The organism is Nocardia uniformis NBRC 13702 (genome assembly GCF_001613345.1).
GTDB classification, from domain to species: Bacteria; Actinomycetota; Actinomycetes; order Mycobacteriales; family Mycobacteriaceae; genus Nocardia; species Nocardia uniformis.
On record NZ_BDCE01000033.1, the window covers coordinates 79,193 to 97,027 of the forward strand.

Sequence of the window (17,835 nt, forward strand, 5' to 3'; positions counted from 1 at the left end):
CGCGGAAGGCGGTGTTTCGTGGAACTCGAACCAGATCGTCTTGGCGAATATCGCGCCCGGGTGTACATCCACGCCCGTGACATGGGCGAACATTTCGAGGAACTGCATACCTCGACCGGAATCGTCGTCCAGGCCAGCCTCGCGGCGTTCCGGCACGGTCGGGTTCTCGTCGGATACCTCGACCCGCAGCACGCGCTGTCCGGGTTCGCCGATCACGGTCACCACGAACTGGCCGTCGGTTTGGGCGTGCCTGGGTACGTTGCCGACCAGCTCGGACGTGAGCAGCACGGCGAGGTCGAGCTGGTCCGGGTCGGTCCAGTCGGCCATGAGATCCCGGATCGTCTGCCGCGATTCGGCGAGGCTGTCGGTATCTCCTTGCACGATGGGAATTTCCACGCGGTGCACGGGGCCACCCGGATCGACTCCGGCGGCATCAGCGAGGGCACGCCAGGCAGCGGTGACTTCCCACTCCGCGGCATGTCGCTGGATGTAGGCGGTGTCCAGAGCGTGTCCGGCGGCCAGGATGTCGGCGATATCGGCGCGGTCCTTCGGCCGTCCGGTCACGAGTTTGAACAGCATTGTGTCTTCGACCGACATCACCCCGTCGACAGCGCGGTCCAAAGCGCCGTGCCGGAGCGGAGTTTCGGCGACCAACAGGTCAGCGGAAACCCCGTTGCCGTGCACACGGACCTGGTAGATATCACCATCTTCATCGGCGACGGTATCGACGCGGTAGCCGAGCGTGGTGAGGCGCTCGGGCAGATCGCCGAGTTCTCGAATGGCGAGGTCAATATCGATGGTCGGCCGCGGTTCCGCGCGATAGACGTTCGCGGCATGATCACCCAATGCCGCTGCCTCGCAGCCGAAATCACGTAGCTGGTTGATGAATGCCGCGACATCGTCGGGCAGCGGTCGCCTCGGCGCAGCCTGGCCGCCCGGATCGGTCGCGCCGATCCCGACCTCGATCCGGTCGGGGCTGGGTGCGTGTTCGGCCGTGGGGCGGGCGGGTGTGCCGTCCGGGTGGTAGACGACGGCGAAGGTCGCCTCGGTGTCGCGGGTGGGGCCCCAGGTCCGGAACGGTTGTGTCCGACCGGTTTCCGGATCGTAGACATTGATGCCGTCGGCATCGTGGGTGATCAGGTAGGAGTGTGCGCCCACACCGTGTTCGTCGACCGGGCCGACCAAGCGGTCCACCACCAGAAGCGCTGCGCCCTCGCCCAATTCGTTGAGCAGTGCCTCGTAGTCGTTGTGCGAGTCGAACTTCTGTAGTCGTCCACCCGCGGCGTCCTCCAGTTGCCCGGCCGTCATACCGGCTGGACCGGGCGGAGCATCGGGCGGGTTGATCGCCTCGTGGCGGAAGCGGTCGAATAGCCGGTGCAGATTCCGCCACGCGCAGGCGTTGTACGGGGCCGGGTCGGACACCGGGTGGGTGAGCCCGTCACCGGCGCCGCGTGGGACCAGCACACCCTGGTCGAGGTTGGAACGGTCCAGGTCCAGCCATGCCGCACCAGTGATCCGGCCATTGTTCTGGACCTCGGCCAGCCGGGCCAGCACCCCGTCGACCGCTCCCCGCTCCAGACCCAAGTCGAGCATCATGGATTCGACCGCTGCCGGGTCCAGCGCGCGCACGCGGGCCAGGACCGACCGTGGCAGCCGGTGGTCCAGTGCCTCGAGCACGAACTCCGACAGCATGCCGTGGCGATCGAGAGTACCGGCGTCGGCGGGCATGAATTCGGGCGGCTGGCTGAAGGTATTACCGTCGACGGGGGCGGTCTGACCGTGATCGATCGGGACGATGCCACCGGTTTCGGAGGTGAGGTAGTTGCTTCGGTTCCGGTCGCTGGCCCCGGAGATGTAGTCCAGCACGGCCATCATGGCGGCCTCGTCGGCCGTGTACTCCGCGGGGCGGCGGCCAGGGCTGGTGCGGGATACGAACCGCATGAGCGAGCCCGGACCGTGTGAGCCCTCGAACATGACGGTGGGGGGCACCAGACCGAACCGGAGCAGTCGGTCGAGGCGGTAGGTGAAGACCTCACGGGCCGCCAGTCCGGACGGTGGGACGCGCAGCCGGACCGTGTCCTCACCCGAGCCTGGCTTGTACACCCACACGCTGCCGTCGGCGAATTCCACCCGGAACGCCTGGTGCACATGCAGATGCGGGCTCAGTGGCATGACGTCGACCACCGGTCCGCGATCGGCCATGGCCTGCTCGTCGGCGGCCCATGGCGGGGCGTCGGCGGGCCCCACGGCGGCGGATCCGTCCGTGGACCGCGCGGTGACGGAAGTGTCAGGGCCGGCGACTTCGGGCTGCGCGCCGCGCGTGAATCGACCGAGCAGGCGCCGCCACCCTGTCGGCTTCTGCTTGTCCGGCACTCGCGGATCGGTGTCGCCGGGGTCCGGGGTACGGGTGGGCGGTCCGACTTCCCCCGGCTGCTGTCGTGTAGTAGCAGTGCTGGTTTCGGGCGGACCGGCGGCGAGTGCGGCCCATTCCGCCGCGGTCTTGACATCGGAGATCTTGCCCGGCCACGCGGCCTTGGTGATCTTGCCCTCGGATTGGATCTCGCGCAGCCGGTCGACCGCGCCTGTCACCGCATCGGGTTCGATTCCTATCTCGGTCAGCATGGCCGCGAACTGTTCCGGATCGACACCACGCACCATCCTCAGCACATCCGGGTCCAGTGCGGTGCTCAGATGTTGCGCCACGAACCCCGAACGGATGCCGGGTTGCCCGGCATGCGTCGGGAAGGTGGTCTCATGGTCGATGGGAACGACCCGGCCGTCCGGACCGGTGAGGTAGTTGAAGCCATTGCGGTCGAGGTTCGCCCCGACGTAGTCCAGCACGGCCATCATGTGCTGCTCCGGCGTGGTGTAGCCGGAGACGGGCAGCCTCGGCGTGGTATCGGCGACGAATGCCTGGAGCGAGCCCGGCCCGCGCGGTCCGTTCCACAGGATGGTGGGCGGAACCAAACCGAATCCGAATATCTGAGCCATGCGGTAAAAGGCGGCTTCACGGATGGGCGGCCCCGACGGCGGAACCGATATACCGCCCGGTGCATGGCCGGTCAGCGGCTTGTACACATACACGCTGCCGTCCGCGAATTCGACGCGGTACACGGCATTTCCATGTCCGCTGTCGCCGCTGGCGATCAGGTCGATGCTGACCGGGTCGCCCTTATCGAGAATGGACTGTTCCAGCTCATCCCATTCTCGCCGCCCGACGTCCGGGTCGAGTTCCGAACGATCGCCCGGGGGCCGCTGCTCCGAACGTCCCTCTTCCGACGGGGTCACGGGGTCGGTCGCGCCGATTCTGGTGCGCGGGCGTGCCTCGGTATCGGCCGCATCCGGGACGAGCGGGTCAGCGGCGACGCCGAACCTGTCGAAGTAGAGCGCCCAGGTGCCGCGCACGTCGCGGTGTGTCCGCGGCGGGAAGCCGTGCGGCTGGGCCACCATGAGATCGCGAACCACGATCGTACTGTTCTCATTGGACAGCACATAGGCGTGTGCGCCGACACCGTAACGGTCTGTGCCACCGTGGTACTCGTCGACGACAATGGCCTGTGCCCCATCGCCGAGGGTGCGGAGCCGGTCAACGACCGCCTGGTAGTCGTCGGCCGGACGCAGGCGCCCACCGGCGTGCTCTTCGAGCTGACGCGCCGACAAGCCGTTCGGACCCACGGTTTGCGGCACGGTGATGGTGGTACTGCCGGTGCGCGCCTGAAGATCCGCCAAAGCCCATGGGGCACAGTCATTATTCGGCTCCGCCGGTGGTGGCAGCTCCATACCCCGATCGGACAGCACCGTACGCAGCAGATCGGGACGGTCGGTAATGAGTTCGGCCACACCGAGATCGATAAGCCGGGTCATATCGGCGCGACTGTTCACCGTCCACACCGAGACCGGTAGATCGCTAGCCAGGCTCATGAACTCGGGGGTGACCATGCTGCCGTCGGGTGATACCACGGTGGCGCCGGCGGCGCGGGCGGCCCCCGGAATATCGCCGCCGAAGGCGTGCGGCCGACCCAGCCGCTGGGCGAGCATGCCACGCAGGCGATCGCGGACCGATACACCCGCGTCCCGGCCGTTCATCCACGCTGGCGTCGCGGTGCGCGGGCTGATGAGTGCGACCCGATCCAGCGGCGGTGTCATCGAGTCCGGCAGCGCCGCCGCCTCGGCCAGCACCCGCCAGTCGAAACTGCGCATCCGGTACGGGACGCCGTGGCTGTTCATGATCTCGGCCGTTGCCAGCACCAACTGCCTGACCCGTGCGTCGCTCCACGATGGATCGACCTTGATTTCGACATCGAGGGTGACGCCGCGCCCCGCCGCCAGTCGTGCCGCCTCCTCGAGGCTCGGAATTCGGCTGCCACGCAGGGGATCCTGCGTATCGGCGAACCCTTCGTGGGTTACGCCGGTGTCGAGGGTTCGGATCTGATCGAAATCGAGATCGCCGATCGCCTTGCCGACGTACGGATATTCGCGATCGTTCGGTCGTACCGGGTCGGTATCGCGTGCGGTGCCGCCGTCGATGTTCTGGTCGTGGTGGATGACCGGAACACCGTCGCGGGTCATGCCCACATCGAGTTCGATGGAGTCGACGCCGAGCCGCATGGCATTGTCGAACGCGCCGAGGGTGTTCTCCGCCCACAGCGCGCGCCCACCGCGATGCGCCGTGATCCGGGGTGGCTGCGGCGACTCCGGTGCCGACGGGTCCGCCCACGGAGGCAATGGCTCCTGCACGCGCGCCTCGCGCACATTCTCCGGGTCAACGGTCGACCAGAACTTCACTCGCTGTCGCAGTGTCTTCTTGGGGCGAGCGGGCGCGAGTGGAAGACCGTCGCCGCGCCCAGCGAGAACCTCGGCGACATTGTTGAGCGGTTCGGTGGGGATTTCGGCCGAACCGTCGTCGTACTGGTAGTACCCCCGGTGGGCATTGACCAGACCCGTGAACTCGGGCCGTCGCGGCAGCTCCGATTCGAATCGCCGGGCTCCGAACTCCTCGACCGTCGGGTCGACGCCGAGCCCGAGCTTCTTCACGAAGCGAAGTACCCGGTTGGTAATACCCGGGGCCGCCCCACCGAGACGACCGATCGGGTCCGCGGTCGAGGTGGCGACGTAGAGGTTCTGCGCACCGAGACCGAAATCGGTCGCGTGTCGCATGGGCCCCGCGCCCGGCGACGCCAACAACACGACCTGGTTCACAACACCCGCCAGGATGCCGCCGACTGCCGACCAACTGGTGGTCGGCGTGCCGTAACTGTGGCCGACGACCCGGTGCTCCGGCAGCGGTGGGCCATCGGTGGCCGCCAAATAGCCGCGCCGGGAGGCGAATCCGGTGACATCGCTGAGCAGCCGCAGACCACCCTCGCGGGCCTTGTGTGGTTTGGGGGTATTGGCGTCGATATCCGGTGTCTCGTAGCCGATCCAGACGATTCCGGCGATGTTCTTGTCGGGAGCCTTGCGCATGGCGGCTTCCCGGAAGTTCCCGACCCAGTTCAGATAGCCGCCCAGCTTCTGGACGGTGGTCTTGATACCGGGCACCAGCCAGAAGACCGAATCCGCGGCGTCGATATCGCCGATTGCCACAATGGCCCGGCCACGGCTACCGAAGGCGGTAGCGTCGTAGGACAGCACACGCACCTTCGGCTTGCCCGGCATGGATTGTGCCTGTGCGTCCGCATCGGACAGTGCCCTGCGGGTGTCGATCAGGTTCGCGAGGTGCGCGCGCTCGTCGGGGGTGAGTTCGCCCGGGGTGAACAGACTTTCGATCACCCCGCGCCCGGGTCGGCGGCGGGCCAGGAATGCCTCGAAGTCTCGGGTCATGCGCAGCCTGTTGGCGCGGTCGCGGACCTCGGCGGGCAGACCGGGATTGGCGGCGATCTCGTCCGGCAGCACCAGCGGAAGCGCAGCCCGCTCGGCGTCGGTCAGCGAGTCCCACCACCTCGCCATGCGGTCGGCGTGTGTCCTGGACGCCTCCGCAAGCTCCCGCGCGTTCGCCTCATAGGCCGCTACCTCCGCCGCACGCTGGGCCTTCGCCGATAGGCCATGCTGTTTCGCCGCTGCGGCCGCGTCCTGGGCTACCCGGGCGCCACCGCTGGGATCAGGCGGCAGCAGGTCGCCGGGTGTGGCATCGGGTGCCAACGTCGCCAGTGCGGCACGGGCGGCCGCGTCCTGCCCCGGGGTCGGCTGGACCACGCCGCTGCGAGACATGGCCGGGTCGATCGCCATATTCGTAGTGCGGCCATGGATTTCGGTGCTCTCGTGGGCACCGGGCCGGTGCGTTTCCAGCGTCACCTGGTCGCCGCGTCCGGTAGCGATCCGCGCGAAGTTCGCCAGTGCCTCGGTCGGGGTGGCGTGGCTGCGGTCCGTGAACCAGAAGTACTGGGTACGTTCTTGCAGTCCGGCGACGAACCGCGGATCGGCGGGTAGTTCGGCCCTGATCCGGACCGCACCGAAATCGGCTGTTGCCGGGTCGATTCCGAGGAACTGACGGCGGCCCGAGCTCAGGTCATTCGTATTGTCCGCGCCCCGCCAGGCCAGGCGGTCCACCGACGCCGTGGCCACATAGACGTTATCCGCGCCGATGCCGAAATCGGCGGCGCGGGTGACCGGTCCGACGCCGGGTGAGCCGACCAGGGTAATGCTGGCCACCTGCCCGGCCAGGAGGCCATTCGCCCCCGCGTGGCCGAGCAGGGTCGAGCCGTAGCCGTGGCCGAACAGGTGGATGCCGACTTCGGCGGTGCCGCCGTTCTCGGCGAGGAACCGGCGAGACGCATTGAATGCCACCACATCCCGCCACAATCGACGGCCGCCGTCCTGAGCCGGTCCCTGCTGCGCATACTCCGCCCACTTCCGGCCTCCGCTGGGCGCGTCGTAGCCGAGCCAGGCGATGGAGGCCACCCGCTGGCCGGGGGCACTGCGGGCGGTCGCGTCGTAGTGGTTACCGGCCGCCGTCAAGCTCAATGGCATGGTCTGCATGGTTGTTTCCAGACCCGGAACCAGACAGGACACCGAATCGGCGGCATCGATATCGCCGTAGGAGATTATCGCGCGGCCGTCGCCGTAGAATACCGTCGAGTTGTACGAAAGTAATTGCACCGGCGGAGATCCGGGCAGGTCGATTGCCCGCCGGTCGGCGGCGGTCAGCATCTCCGTCATGGCGATGAGATTGCTCAGCTGCTGCTTCTGCTGTGCGTCGAGCGTTTTCAGCAATTCCTTCAGCGGCGCTGGACGTTTGAAAACCATGCCGGGCTGCTTCTCGGTATCGCCACGCTGTACTGCGCTGCGACCGTTGCCTTCGTTCACGTCCTGGTCGGACTGGAACAGCAGGCGCAGCAGCATACGATGCTTGCCGTCGTCGAGGTCACCTGCGCGGGTGCTACCGAAGAGCCGGCGGCGCAGGTCGGGTGAATCGATCTGCGAGCCGAGGCTTCCCCATTCGCGCCGGATCACCAGTCGAAGTGCGTCATTGCGAGTCTTGGCCGGTATGCCATCGGCATTGCCGACCAATTCCGGGTAGGTCCGCAGCACCGCCACCTGCTCGGCATCACTGAGCGACTGCCACCAGCGGGCATTGGCGGCGGTGTGCTCGGAGACGGCCGTGATGTCGCCCGCCGCGTAATCCGGGTGGACGAGCAACTGTTGCGGCGCGGAGCCGGGATCGAGACCGACCATTGTCGCGCGGCGGTCGAAAGCCGCCCGGGCGACATCTCGTTCCCGCGTAGTGGTCCCCGGATCACCCGGCAGCACCGTGCCGGAATCGGTGGCACCCTCCGACAGTGTTCGGAATCCGTGGGTGCCATCGGCGATTCCAGCCGTAGCGGCCGGATCGGTCTTGGGAGCGCCCGCGAGGGCGCGGCGCAGCACGGCCGGATCGCCCTCACCCGGCCGATGCTGTTCGGTCGTGACCGCATCTGCCCGGCCCGCGGCAATGCGACCGAAGTTCGCCAAGGATTCGGTCGGCCGGGTCCGCGCCGAATCGACGAACTCGTAGTACTGCTTGTGATGCTTCTTCGGATCAGAAAAGCGCTGTGTATCAGGGAATTCCGAGGCCACGCGGCGCGCACCGAAGCCCTCGACCGACGGGTCGATACCGAGACCGAGTCGCGGATTGGTGCGGTTGGCCCCCAACCAGGTAATCGGATCGGTGGACATGGACGCGACGAAGACATTGTTCAGGCCGATACCGAACTGGGCCGCATGCCCGATCGGCCCCGCGCCCGGCGAGGCGGCCAGGGTGATGGTGCCGACTTCGCCGGCCAGGCGACCGTCCCGACCCGCGAAACTGGTCGTGGTGGAACCGTAGCTGTGGCCGTAGATGTGGTTCACCGGCAGCGGCGGACCATCCTGGTCGGCGGCCAGCGCGCGAGTCGCGTTGAAGGCGGAGATATCTCGGGCCAGCAGAGTGCCGCCCGCCTCGGCCTGGGTGGTACGGAAGGCGTCCGAGAAGCCGGCGGGCGCGTCGTAGCCGAGCCAGGCGATGGATGCCACCGAGCCGTCCGGATTGCTGTCCAGGGTGGCCTCGTAATGGTTGCGTGCGAATTTCGCGTTCCACCACAGTTCCTGGAGCTTGGTCTTCATACCCGGTACATGCCAGGACACCACATCGGCGGTATCGACATTTCCGAAAGCCAGCACGGCACGGCCCTTGCCACCGAAAGCCGTTGCGTCATAGGACAACAGGTGCACCGACGGAGCGGCGCGGTCGCCGCGCTGGGTGACCTCGCGGGCCTGGCGCTCGGCGTCGACCAGTGCGGCGACCGTGGTCTCCAGATTGCGCAGCTGCTGCTGTTGTTCCGGGCTGAGCTTGCCGAAGTCGCGGCCGCGCAGGTCGGTGAGGTCGCGCACCACGGAGAGTCGGTTGGCCTGATCGCGCACCGTGGCGGGAATACCGTCGGCATTGCCGAGCACCTCCGGGTGCACCGCGAGCACTGCGCCCTGCTGCCGCAGGCTCAGCGACTGCCACCAGTGGGCATTGGCCAACGCCTGCGCACGCGCGGGTGCGGTGGCGTTGTCGTCGGAGTAGTCACCGTGCAGCAGTAGCTGTTCGAGCGTGGCGCCGGTGGGCTGCCCGGCCGTCTCGGCGCGCCGGTCCATGGCCCGTTGTGCCACCGTCCGGTCAGCGTCGGTGGGATGCGGGTCTGTCGGCAGTACCGAGCCTGGATCCATTGTCGGAACGCCGGTTTCGGCCAGGTCGGGCGGAGCTTCGGTGTCGGTGCCGCGGTGACCGCGGGAGCCGTCGTCGATTGCCGCGGTGGCCGCGGGATCGATCTTGGGTACGCCACGTAGGACGCGGGTGAAGACATTCGCGTCATCGTCGCCGGTGCGACGGGGCTCGCGGGTGGTGGTGTCGCCGAGACCTGCTGCGATGCGGCCGAAGTTCTCCAGCGCCTCGGTGGGTACGGTGCGCGATCCGTCGGTGAAGTCGTAGTACTGGGTGTGAATCTTCCTGGGGTCCCGGAACTTCGGGAGGTTCGGGTATTCGGCGGTGACGCGGCGCGCACCGAAGGCCGCCGCGGCGGGATCGATACCGATACCGAAGATTCGGCTGAACCGTCCGGCCTTGTTACCACCGATCCAGGTGACCGGATCCGACGCCAGGCTGGCCACATAGACGTTCTGCGCGCGAATACCGAACTCGCGGGCGTGATTCACCGGCCCCGCGCCCGGTGAAGCGGCCAACGTGATGGTGGCGACCTCGTCGCGCAGCCGTGCGCCCGCTCCGGCGGCACTGGTGGTGGTGGAGCCGTAACTGTGCCCGAAGACATGGTTTGTCGGCGCGGCCACCGCACCGTCTCCGGCTCGCGCGGCACGACCGGCATTGAAGGCCGCGATATCCCGGGCCAGCAGCGCGCCGCCGGTCTTGGCCGGACCCATCGTGAAGGCCTTCAGTTTCGACGTGGGTGCGTCGTAGCCGAGCCAGGCGATGGAGGCGACCGAACCGTTGTATTTGCCCGCCGTCACCTGATAGTGGTTGCGCGCGAAGTCGAGGTTCCAGGCGAGCTTGCGCAGGCTGGTCTTGACGCCCGGTACATGCCACGACACCGACGTGGCGGTATCGACATCGCCGATGGCGACCACGGCGCGGCCTTTGCCGCCGAAAATTCCTGAGTCATAGGACAATACGTGCACCGGCGGGGACGATTCACCGGTGTGCTGGGCGACCTCGCGGGCCATACGGTCGGCGTCGGCCAGGGCGGTGACGGTGTTCTCGAGATTCGCCAACCGCTGGAGCTCTGTCTTGCTGAGCTGCTTGACCGGACGATCGCGCAGGTCCGCGAGCTCGCGTTCCATAGCCAGGCGGTTGGCGCGGTCGCGAATGTCAGCCGGGATGCCGTCGGCGTTGCCGATGATTTCCGGATGGACCCGAACCAGGACCTCCTGGCTGGTGGACAACCTGCCGGTGGGCTCGCCGGGCGGGTGCAGCGAATCCCACCAGCGGGCGTTCTCATCCGCCCGGGTGCGGGCGTCGGTCATCAGATCGGTATCGGGCTCGCCGTGCAGCAGGCGGGTCGGGGACGCGCCCGGTTCGAGCTGATCGAGGGCGGCCTGGGCGAGTGCTCGCTCATCGGGGGTGACGGGCCGATCCGGGGGCAGGGCACCCGGTTCCGGGGGTGCCACGTCGGGCAAGCCCAAATCCGGTTCGGATACGGTTGTATCCGGGTCACTGGGTGTGGGCACCGGAGCCGAACCGTCCGAGACCTCTGCGTCATCGTCGGTCTGGCCGACCCGGCTGCTGGGACGAGGGGCACCGTCCGTACCCAAACCCGAACGCGGGCGCAGTAATTCGCCGTCGGCACCGTAGAACACACCCCAGGTACCGTCGACATCCGGCGCGTTGTTCGGGTCGAATTCGAAGGGCGGCCCGGTCCGCGGGTCGTCCACCATGATCTTGCCGGTATCGGGATCGTGGTACATGACGTAGCCGTGCGCGCCGACGCCGTGCTCGTCGACCGGACCGCGCTGGGCGTCTACCACCAGTACCGCAGACTTGCCAGCCAGGTGCTTCAGCCCATCCGCGATCATCTGGTGTGCCGAGCGTTTCCGGGTTCCGGTGACCGGAGTCAGGTCACCTCCGGCGGCGGCCTGGAGCTGCTGCCAGGTAACACCGTCCGGACCGACCGAATCCGGGTCCAGCTGGGTAATGGCAGGGTTGCCCGTGTGCGCGGCGGCGCTCCACGTCGCGGTCACAGCGCAATTGTTCTGCGCCGGTTGGGGCGCGGAGGCCGGGTCGGGGGCCGGACCGGCATACGGTGCGGAACCGACCTGGTCGGCGGCTATGACGTCGAGGCGGTACATGGCACTGGTCGGTACCCCCTGCGGTGGCTTGTCCCGATTCGGAACCGCCGGCTCGACCAGGCCGAAGAGGCCGGGCACATCGGTCGCGACGTGCAGGCGCACGTTGTTGCCGAAATGCCCCGCTTTGATATTCGGAGCCTGGTCGAGACCCGTCATGACCACATCGCCGGCCAGACCGCTGAGCCGTCCCTTCGCACCCGCGATTTTCGCCACGTCGATGCCGTAGTGGTGGGCGAAGATCTTGATCGTGGGTTTTCCCGCCGGGGAATCCGCGCGCAACGCGTTCACGGCGGCGATATCCCGCACCAGCAGTCCAGCTCCCGACCGCGCTCGGGCCAGGCCGGTCACCTGTGTTATGCCCTTGCGGCCGGCGCTGGGCACGTCGTAGCCGATCCAGGAGATGGTCGCGATCGTTTCGCCGGGGCGCGCCCGCCCAGCTGCCGCGCCGTGCTGGGTCATGGCCCCACCGAGTGGTGTACCGAGATTCGCGACGGACTGGCCACGCCCCGGCACATGCAGGGACACATGGGTCGCCGTGAGAACATCGCCGATTGCCACGACAGCGCGGCCCTTGCCGCCGAACGCGGTCGAATCGTAGGCAAGCACGTGCACATTCGGCGTCGAGGGCATGGCGGCTGCCGTCGCCTGCGCCTCGGCGAGCGCCCGCACGGTCGCGCGGAGATTCTTCAGCTGCTGGCGCTCCGACCGGTCGAGCTCGCCGCGGCGGCTGAGCAGATCCGACAGCTCGCGCGCGATCTGTAGCCGGCTGGCCTGGTTCACTGCGGGCGGGTCGATACCTGGCGCATTGCTGATGACCGCGGGATGCACCCGAATCATCGCCTGCTGCTGTTCCGGGGTGAGCGAGTTCCACCACTGCTTGTTCGCGGTGGTCCGTTCCTCGGACTTGGTAGCGACATTCTCGCCGTCGGGGTTGGCGTGCAGCAGATCCCCGGCCCTGGCATCCGAATGCAGTCGCGCCAGTGCGACTTTCGCCAGATCACGCTCGGCACGGGTCGCTTGTGAGAAGTCTTCCGGCAACACCTGGGGCGGGTCGGTCCGCCGCCCGCTCTCGGAGTCGGCGTCGCTGACGGCGTCGGAATCACTGTCGGAATCACTGTCCGGCGCGGCCGGCCGTCCGGAGTCTGCCCGTACCGGACCGGCTGCCGGGCTCGGGGCAGCGGGCGCGGGCGGGACGGGAGCCAGACCGTCCTTCGGGGCCACTCCGGTATCGGCGTCAGAGTTGGGGTCGGTATTGGTATTCGCTTGCGAGACTTGCGACTTCGCGCCATCGGTGGTGTCGACGTCCGCGGGGAGCGCGGACACCCCGTCTTGATCCGCACCGGTAGTGGTATCGGTGTTCGCGCGTGGGGGCTCAACACCGGTCGTTCCGGCCTGGACGGGTACGGCGGGATCAGTGCTCGCACCGACGGACGCGGATGCTGCCGCGACACCAGCAGTAGGCACAGCCGGTTGCGCGCTTGCTACCGGATCTCCCACTGGGGCAGTCGGTGAACTTCCGGCTTCCGTTCTGCCAGAACTAGTTTCGCCTGTCGCCGTCGTCGGAGTGCTGACCCGCGGTTCTGTGGCGGGGTTGACTGGTCGGCCCGGGCCCGACGTCGCCGGATTGGAGGACGAGGCCGACGAGGTGGTGGGAGACGACCCGGTCGCAGCATTGGTGGCGGGCGACGGGGTCGCACTGGAGGCCGCTGCGGCACCGGCGGGAGCACCAGCGGCGGCCGGCGCTCCGGGCATGGCGGCTCCGGGCATGGACGACCCCGATGTGGCCGGGGTTCCGCCAGGCTGAGTACTGGCGGTGGGTTCGGATCCCAGAGTCGGTGTGGAACCGCTCGGCGATGTGCTTCCCTCCACGCCGCCACGGCTGCCCGCACCAGCGTTTTCACCCTCGGATTCGCCGGTGGGCCCCCCGCTGCGGGAGTCGTTCGATCCAGTGGGGCTCGAATCGCTTGCCCCGGACTGTGAATCGCCCGAGGTACTACCACCCGTGTCACTCGAACTGCCAGAGTTCGAACTATCGCCACGGGAGTCGGTCGATCCGCTGGAGCCGGAATCGGACGGATTACCCTGCGAGGAGCCGGAATTCGAGTTGTTCGAGCCGCTGTCGGATGTGCTCGAACTGCCACTGTCAGCGCCGGAGCTGCCGTTTCCACTGCTATCGCCGCGGTTGCCAGCACCTGGAGCGGCCGCCGGGGCGTCACTCGATTGCGCCCCACTGGACGGCGTGCTGCTCTGGTTGTTGCCGCCGGTTCCCGAGTCACCGGCCGGGGAGCTGCCATTGTTTCCGGCCGGAGTGGTCGAGGTGCCACCGTTCGCGGACGAGCCACCATTCGACGAGTTGGACGCGCTGTTATTCGGCGACGAGCCATCATTGACACCGACGTTCGCGGGGTTGTTGGCACCGATATTGGAGTTGGGCTGCGGGTTGTTGACGGGCATCGGCCCGCCGCCGTAGTCCGACATATTGCGGTAGCCGTAAATGCCACTGGGACCCATACCGGACAGTGCGCCGCCGGTGAGCATGCGCGGATCGAAATCCCAGTTGTCGGTGATCAATCCGGTGGCCACGTACGCGCCGCCCGCACCGGCCAACCCGGCGCCCGCGCCGGTAACCAGGCCTTTGATGGATCCCTGGAAGCCGCTGTCTCCCAGGGGTGTCTTGTTCATGAGATTGTGCATCGCGTGGCCGCCGGCACCGCCGGCCGCTCCGGCCCAGGCGGAGATCTGGGCGTTCTGTTTGACCGCCCCCCAGTCGATCTTGTCCTGGTAGCCGTCGTCCACCAGCATTTTCTGCACGACCACTTCCTGCGAGGTGCCCTGCAGGACCTCGACGAAGGCCTCCTGCACGATCTCGTAGACGAAACGCGTCACGAACCGCTTGGCAGCCTCGGAAACCGCCAGCCTGGCCAGCAGACTCCCGATAATGCGCTGCAGCAGCCGGCCCATCCACCGAAAGACGAGCTGGGTCCTGGCAATCGCGACAGCCTGCACGAACGGCCCACCCGGACCGGCAAGCCAGGCGTACATCAGTTCACCGAACAGCCAGCCGAGGGCAAAGATGCCATTGAGCTTGTTGGAGCGAATCTGCCCGGCGAACTGAACCGCCGCGTCACCGGCGTCGTCGTAGCCTTTGGCCAATTCCTCCAGCGCCGAACGGATCTCCTTGAGCGCCTCATCCATCTGCTCACGACCCTCGCCGGCCGGATAGGCATTCTTGGTCGAAGCGGCGGCGATATCGGCGTCACCGACGATGTCGGAGCGAATCTGGTCGGCGAGATTGCGCAACGTCTCGCCCATCTGCTTCTGCAGATCTTCGTTACCGTGCGGCCAGTCGGTACCCGCCACCCATTCCAGCCACTCCAGCCAGGGCGGGATCATTATCGCCATAGTCGAGCCGACCTCGCGTCACCAGCTGGAATCGGTGACTCCCCGAGCCTGTTCGCGCTTGCGATGGTGTTCGTACTGCTCGACATCGGTGAACGTCATGACCGGATCTGCCTCGTCCTCAGCACGTTCCGGGGATCCGGGTGCGGCGAGCGATACCGGTGGTTCCAGCGGAACCTCGGCATCGAGATCTGGTAGCCCCTCGATCACATCGCTGAGTTTCGGCAATCGTGCCCGCTGGTCGATCAGGGGTGCGGTGAGATCGGCGGTCTTGCGCGCCACTTCGGCGGCGGCGGCCTGCGTGGTCCGGGTGAAGGTGCGGGCGAGTGCCTCGTAGGTCAATTCGTCTATGTCGGAGGAGAACTTGGTGTCGATGACGACCCCATTGGCGTTCACGGTCACCGTGACACGCTTATCGGGCGAGGTCGCGCTGGCGGTGAGCTGTACCCGCTGTCGCTGTGCTTCCGCTACGGTGCGCATCTGTTGCCGGAAGGTCTCCAGCAGATCCGACATCTCGCCCGACGCGCCCTCGTTCACCATTTCGAGCCCTCATCGCCAGCCGGCCGCACCGGCATCCGCACCATGTTCTTGTTCCAACTCAGCCGTTTCCAACCAACCGTGCGCTGGCTCAGCGCTACGTCTGGAAGCCCAACGTCCCGGCGTCTTCGGCGTTGTCGAGGGCCTTGGCGCCGTTGTACTGGCCCTTTGCCTGCTCCTTGTACGACTCGGCCATGCTTTCGGCACCCTCGATGAGGTTCTTCATTCGGGCGTTGAATCCGTCTGGGCCTTCGGCGAATTGAGCGCCGAACTTGTCGTCTCCCCAGGCCGCCGTCCCGACTGCGAAGGCATTCTCCGCAGCACGAATGATCCCGCGCAAGCCACCTTGGACGGCCTCATTGTCTCCGGCGGCCGTGCGTAGCTTCTCCGTGTACACCTCGATCTCGGACATGCTGAACCTCGCGCGCTCGCTACAACATTCGGAAGTCGATCATTACATGAACAAGCAATGACCGGGAAGCGAACCCGAAATCTTAATTACCGACCGGTAACTGATCTCGCCTGCCATCAGGCCCCGACCGCGCCGTGCCGCTCGGCGAACCGGCGCTCGAACTCAGCGATGTACACCGAGGGGGCGACCGATGACGAGGAGTGCTCCAGCACACCATCATCGGCGACGTAGAAGATGGCCCGGCCGATGGAGATCTCGTCCGGCTGTGTCGGGACGTACACCATCCAGCCCACGTTGATCCGGTCCGCGCGAAGGTCTTCGGGCGGATAGCCGGTGGTGTCCATACCGCTGTCTCGAATGTGGCGACGCACCCGGGCGATGGCCTCCTCCTCCGGCATAGGTTCCGGGGTCGTCATGGTCACTCCGGCCATGGTGAGCTGATAGAACGCGCCGTCGATATCGAATCGCTCGGTATCGCTGAAGGCGTCGATCAGGGTCTCCCGGGTGACCACACCCACCTCCGCCGCCGAAACCAGGGTGGCCACCGCCGCACGGTGTTGCTCGGTCGGTTGGTCCGCGATCAGGCCGGATAGCAAGTCCACCACGGTATCCGCGGTCCATACCCCGGGCATCGCACTGGCCAGACCGACCGCCGCCGGTGATTCGCCTCGATACCAGCGGCCACCCTCCCACCAGTAGCAGAATGACAGCAAACCATTGGCGGCACGCGGATTCAGTACCGGGTTCGCCACCCAGTCCGGAGCGCCGGCGTAGAACTTCGGCATCGGCCCGCCGCCGTTGTACGCGGCCTCCAATTCCGGCGCGTCCCACACACCTCCGGACAGCACCGCTCGGCCACCGGGCAGCGCGTAAAGTGTGGAACCGCCGCGCTTCGCGCCTTCGAACCACCCCAGTGCAGGCAGAACCCTTGGGCCCCATTGCGATCCAGCGGCGACGAAGCCAGCCGCGATGACCGACCAGCGCGCCCACATTTCCGGGAATGCCGGGAAATCGCCCTCGGACACCGTCGCCTGGGCGCCCGCTTCCCGATCGGCTCGAGCCTGAGCCGCTGCCTGCTGCGGTGTGCGTGTCTGCTGTCCCTCGTGCTGAGTGTAGGCGGCGAGCCATACAGGTAGGCGGCGCCGGGGATACTCCAGCAGATCCGCGCGATAGGCCTCCGCCGGGAACAATTGATCATCCGGGAAGGGTTCGTCGCCGTAGTCGTAGTCGACCTCGATCTGTCCGGTATTGGTCAGCGACAACACCAGTCGCCACCAGGGGCCGTCGCTCATTCGCGCCGACAAATCCCGCTGTTCCCGGGCCAAGGCCAGCGCGCTCTGGGGTGGCTGGACGCGGACCGTGCTCTGGCCGTCGGAGAAAAACACCTGTACTACTTCGGCGGCCACCGTGAACGCGAATACCGCATTGAGCTGCTGCCAACCCTGCGGACCCGCCGCCGCCAGCTCGCGGGCAATGCTGTGCGTGAGTTCCCTTGCCTGTTCGGCGATATCGACGTCGGGTTCGGACTCCGGCTCCAGCAGGGTGAAACCGACATCCGGATCATCACCGGCCTCGACAAAGCTCTCTTTGAACTCCCGCATGAAGTCGGCGTCAGGGTCCTCCACCCCGGACGCCGTGGCCGGTTGTTCCGGCTCCGGAACCGGAACCTGGTTGTCGCGGGCCTCGTCGTCTGGTCTGGTCACGCTGCAGCAGTCTCCTCATCTGGGCACCCGGGCACCGCCGATTCACTCCGGTCGCGGCGACGCCGTCACGCGAGAGCGGTGTCCTCGCCCATCCTGGCACAGGACCGCTGGACGTATCCGGCCATTCCCGGTGGTCCCGGGTAGCTAGCCCTCCTCGGCTGCGCGGCGTTCGGCGATCTTGCGGGCCAGTTCCACATGCCAGCGTGCGGCATTGCTGCCGTCGAGCTGTCCGGCGAAGGCTCTTCGCGCAGACTCCACGAGCTCCTCGGTGACATCCGGGTAGGCACGTGCGATCACCCACAGTGCCTCCTCGGTTTCCTCATCCAGCCCGGTCGCTGTGCGGACCCCGCGCCCGGCCGAGACATCGCCCAGCACCGATTCGAAACTGCGCCGCAACTGCTGATCACTCGGGCGTCCTGAACGCACGTCTACCCTCCTCACCTCGTGAATTACTGTCAGAGTTCCACATTGCGGCCGAGTTCGCGTCGA

Annotated in this window: 4 protein-coding genes and 1 pseudogene; all 5 read right to left on the reverse strand. The window is 67.2% G+C overall.

What is annotated here, in order from left to right; genetic code table 11:
- Positions 1-1,731: 1,731 nt before the first annotated feature.
- Positions 1,732-14,697: pseudogene (locus NU1_RS42705) on the reverse strand (alpha/beta hydrolase); the annotation flags it as partial.
- Between the two features lie 18 nt (positions 14,698-14,715).
- On the reverse strand, positions 14,716-15,234 hold the full coding sequence (locus NU1_RS09335; protein WP_245720024.1) for a YbaB/EbfC family nucleoid-associated protein: 519 nt from the start codon (positions 15,232-15,234) through the stop codon (positions 14,716-14,718).
- A gap of 94 nt (positions 15,235-15,328) precedes the next feature.
- Positions 15,329-15,643: a hypothetical protein gene (locus NU1_RS09340; protein ID WP_067519413.1), complete on the reverse strand. Its 315-nt coding sequence runs from the start codon at positions 15,641-15,643 to the stop codon at positions 15,329-15,331.
- A gap of 116 nt (positions 15,644-15,759) precedes the next feature.
- Positions 15,760-17,346: a hypothetical protein gene (locus NU1_RS09345; protein ID WP_307643396.1), complete on the reverse strand. Its 1,587-nt coding sequence runs from the start codon at positions 17,344-17,346 to the stop codon at positions 15,760-15,762.
- A gap of 144 nt (positions 17,347-17,490) precedes the next feature.
- Positions 17,491-17,772: a hypothetical protein gene (locus NU1_RS09350; RefSeq protein ID WP_067519415.1), complete on the reverse strand. Its 282-nt coding sequence runs from the start codon at positions 17,770-17,772 to the stop codon at positions 17,491-17,493.
- Positions 17,773-17,835: the final 63 nt, after the last annotated feature.

What these genes read in the sequence shown, in the direction of transcription:
- NU1_RS09340 (WP_067519413.1), bottom strand. Translation starts at nt 15,643, where the DNA reads ATGTCCGAGATCGAGGTGTACACGGAGAAGCTACGCACGGCCGCCGGA.
- NU1_RS09335 (WP_245720024.1), bottom strand. Translation starts at nt 15,234, where the DNA reads ATGGTGAACGAGGGCGCGTCGGGCGAGATGTCGGATCTGCTGGAGACC.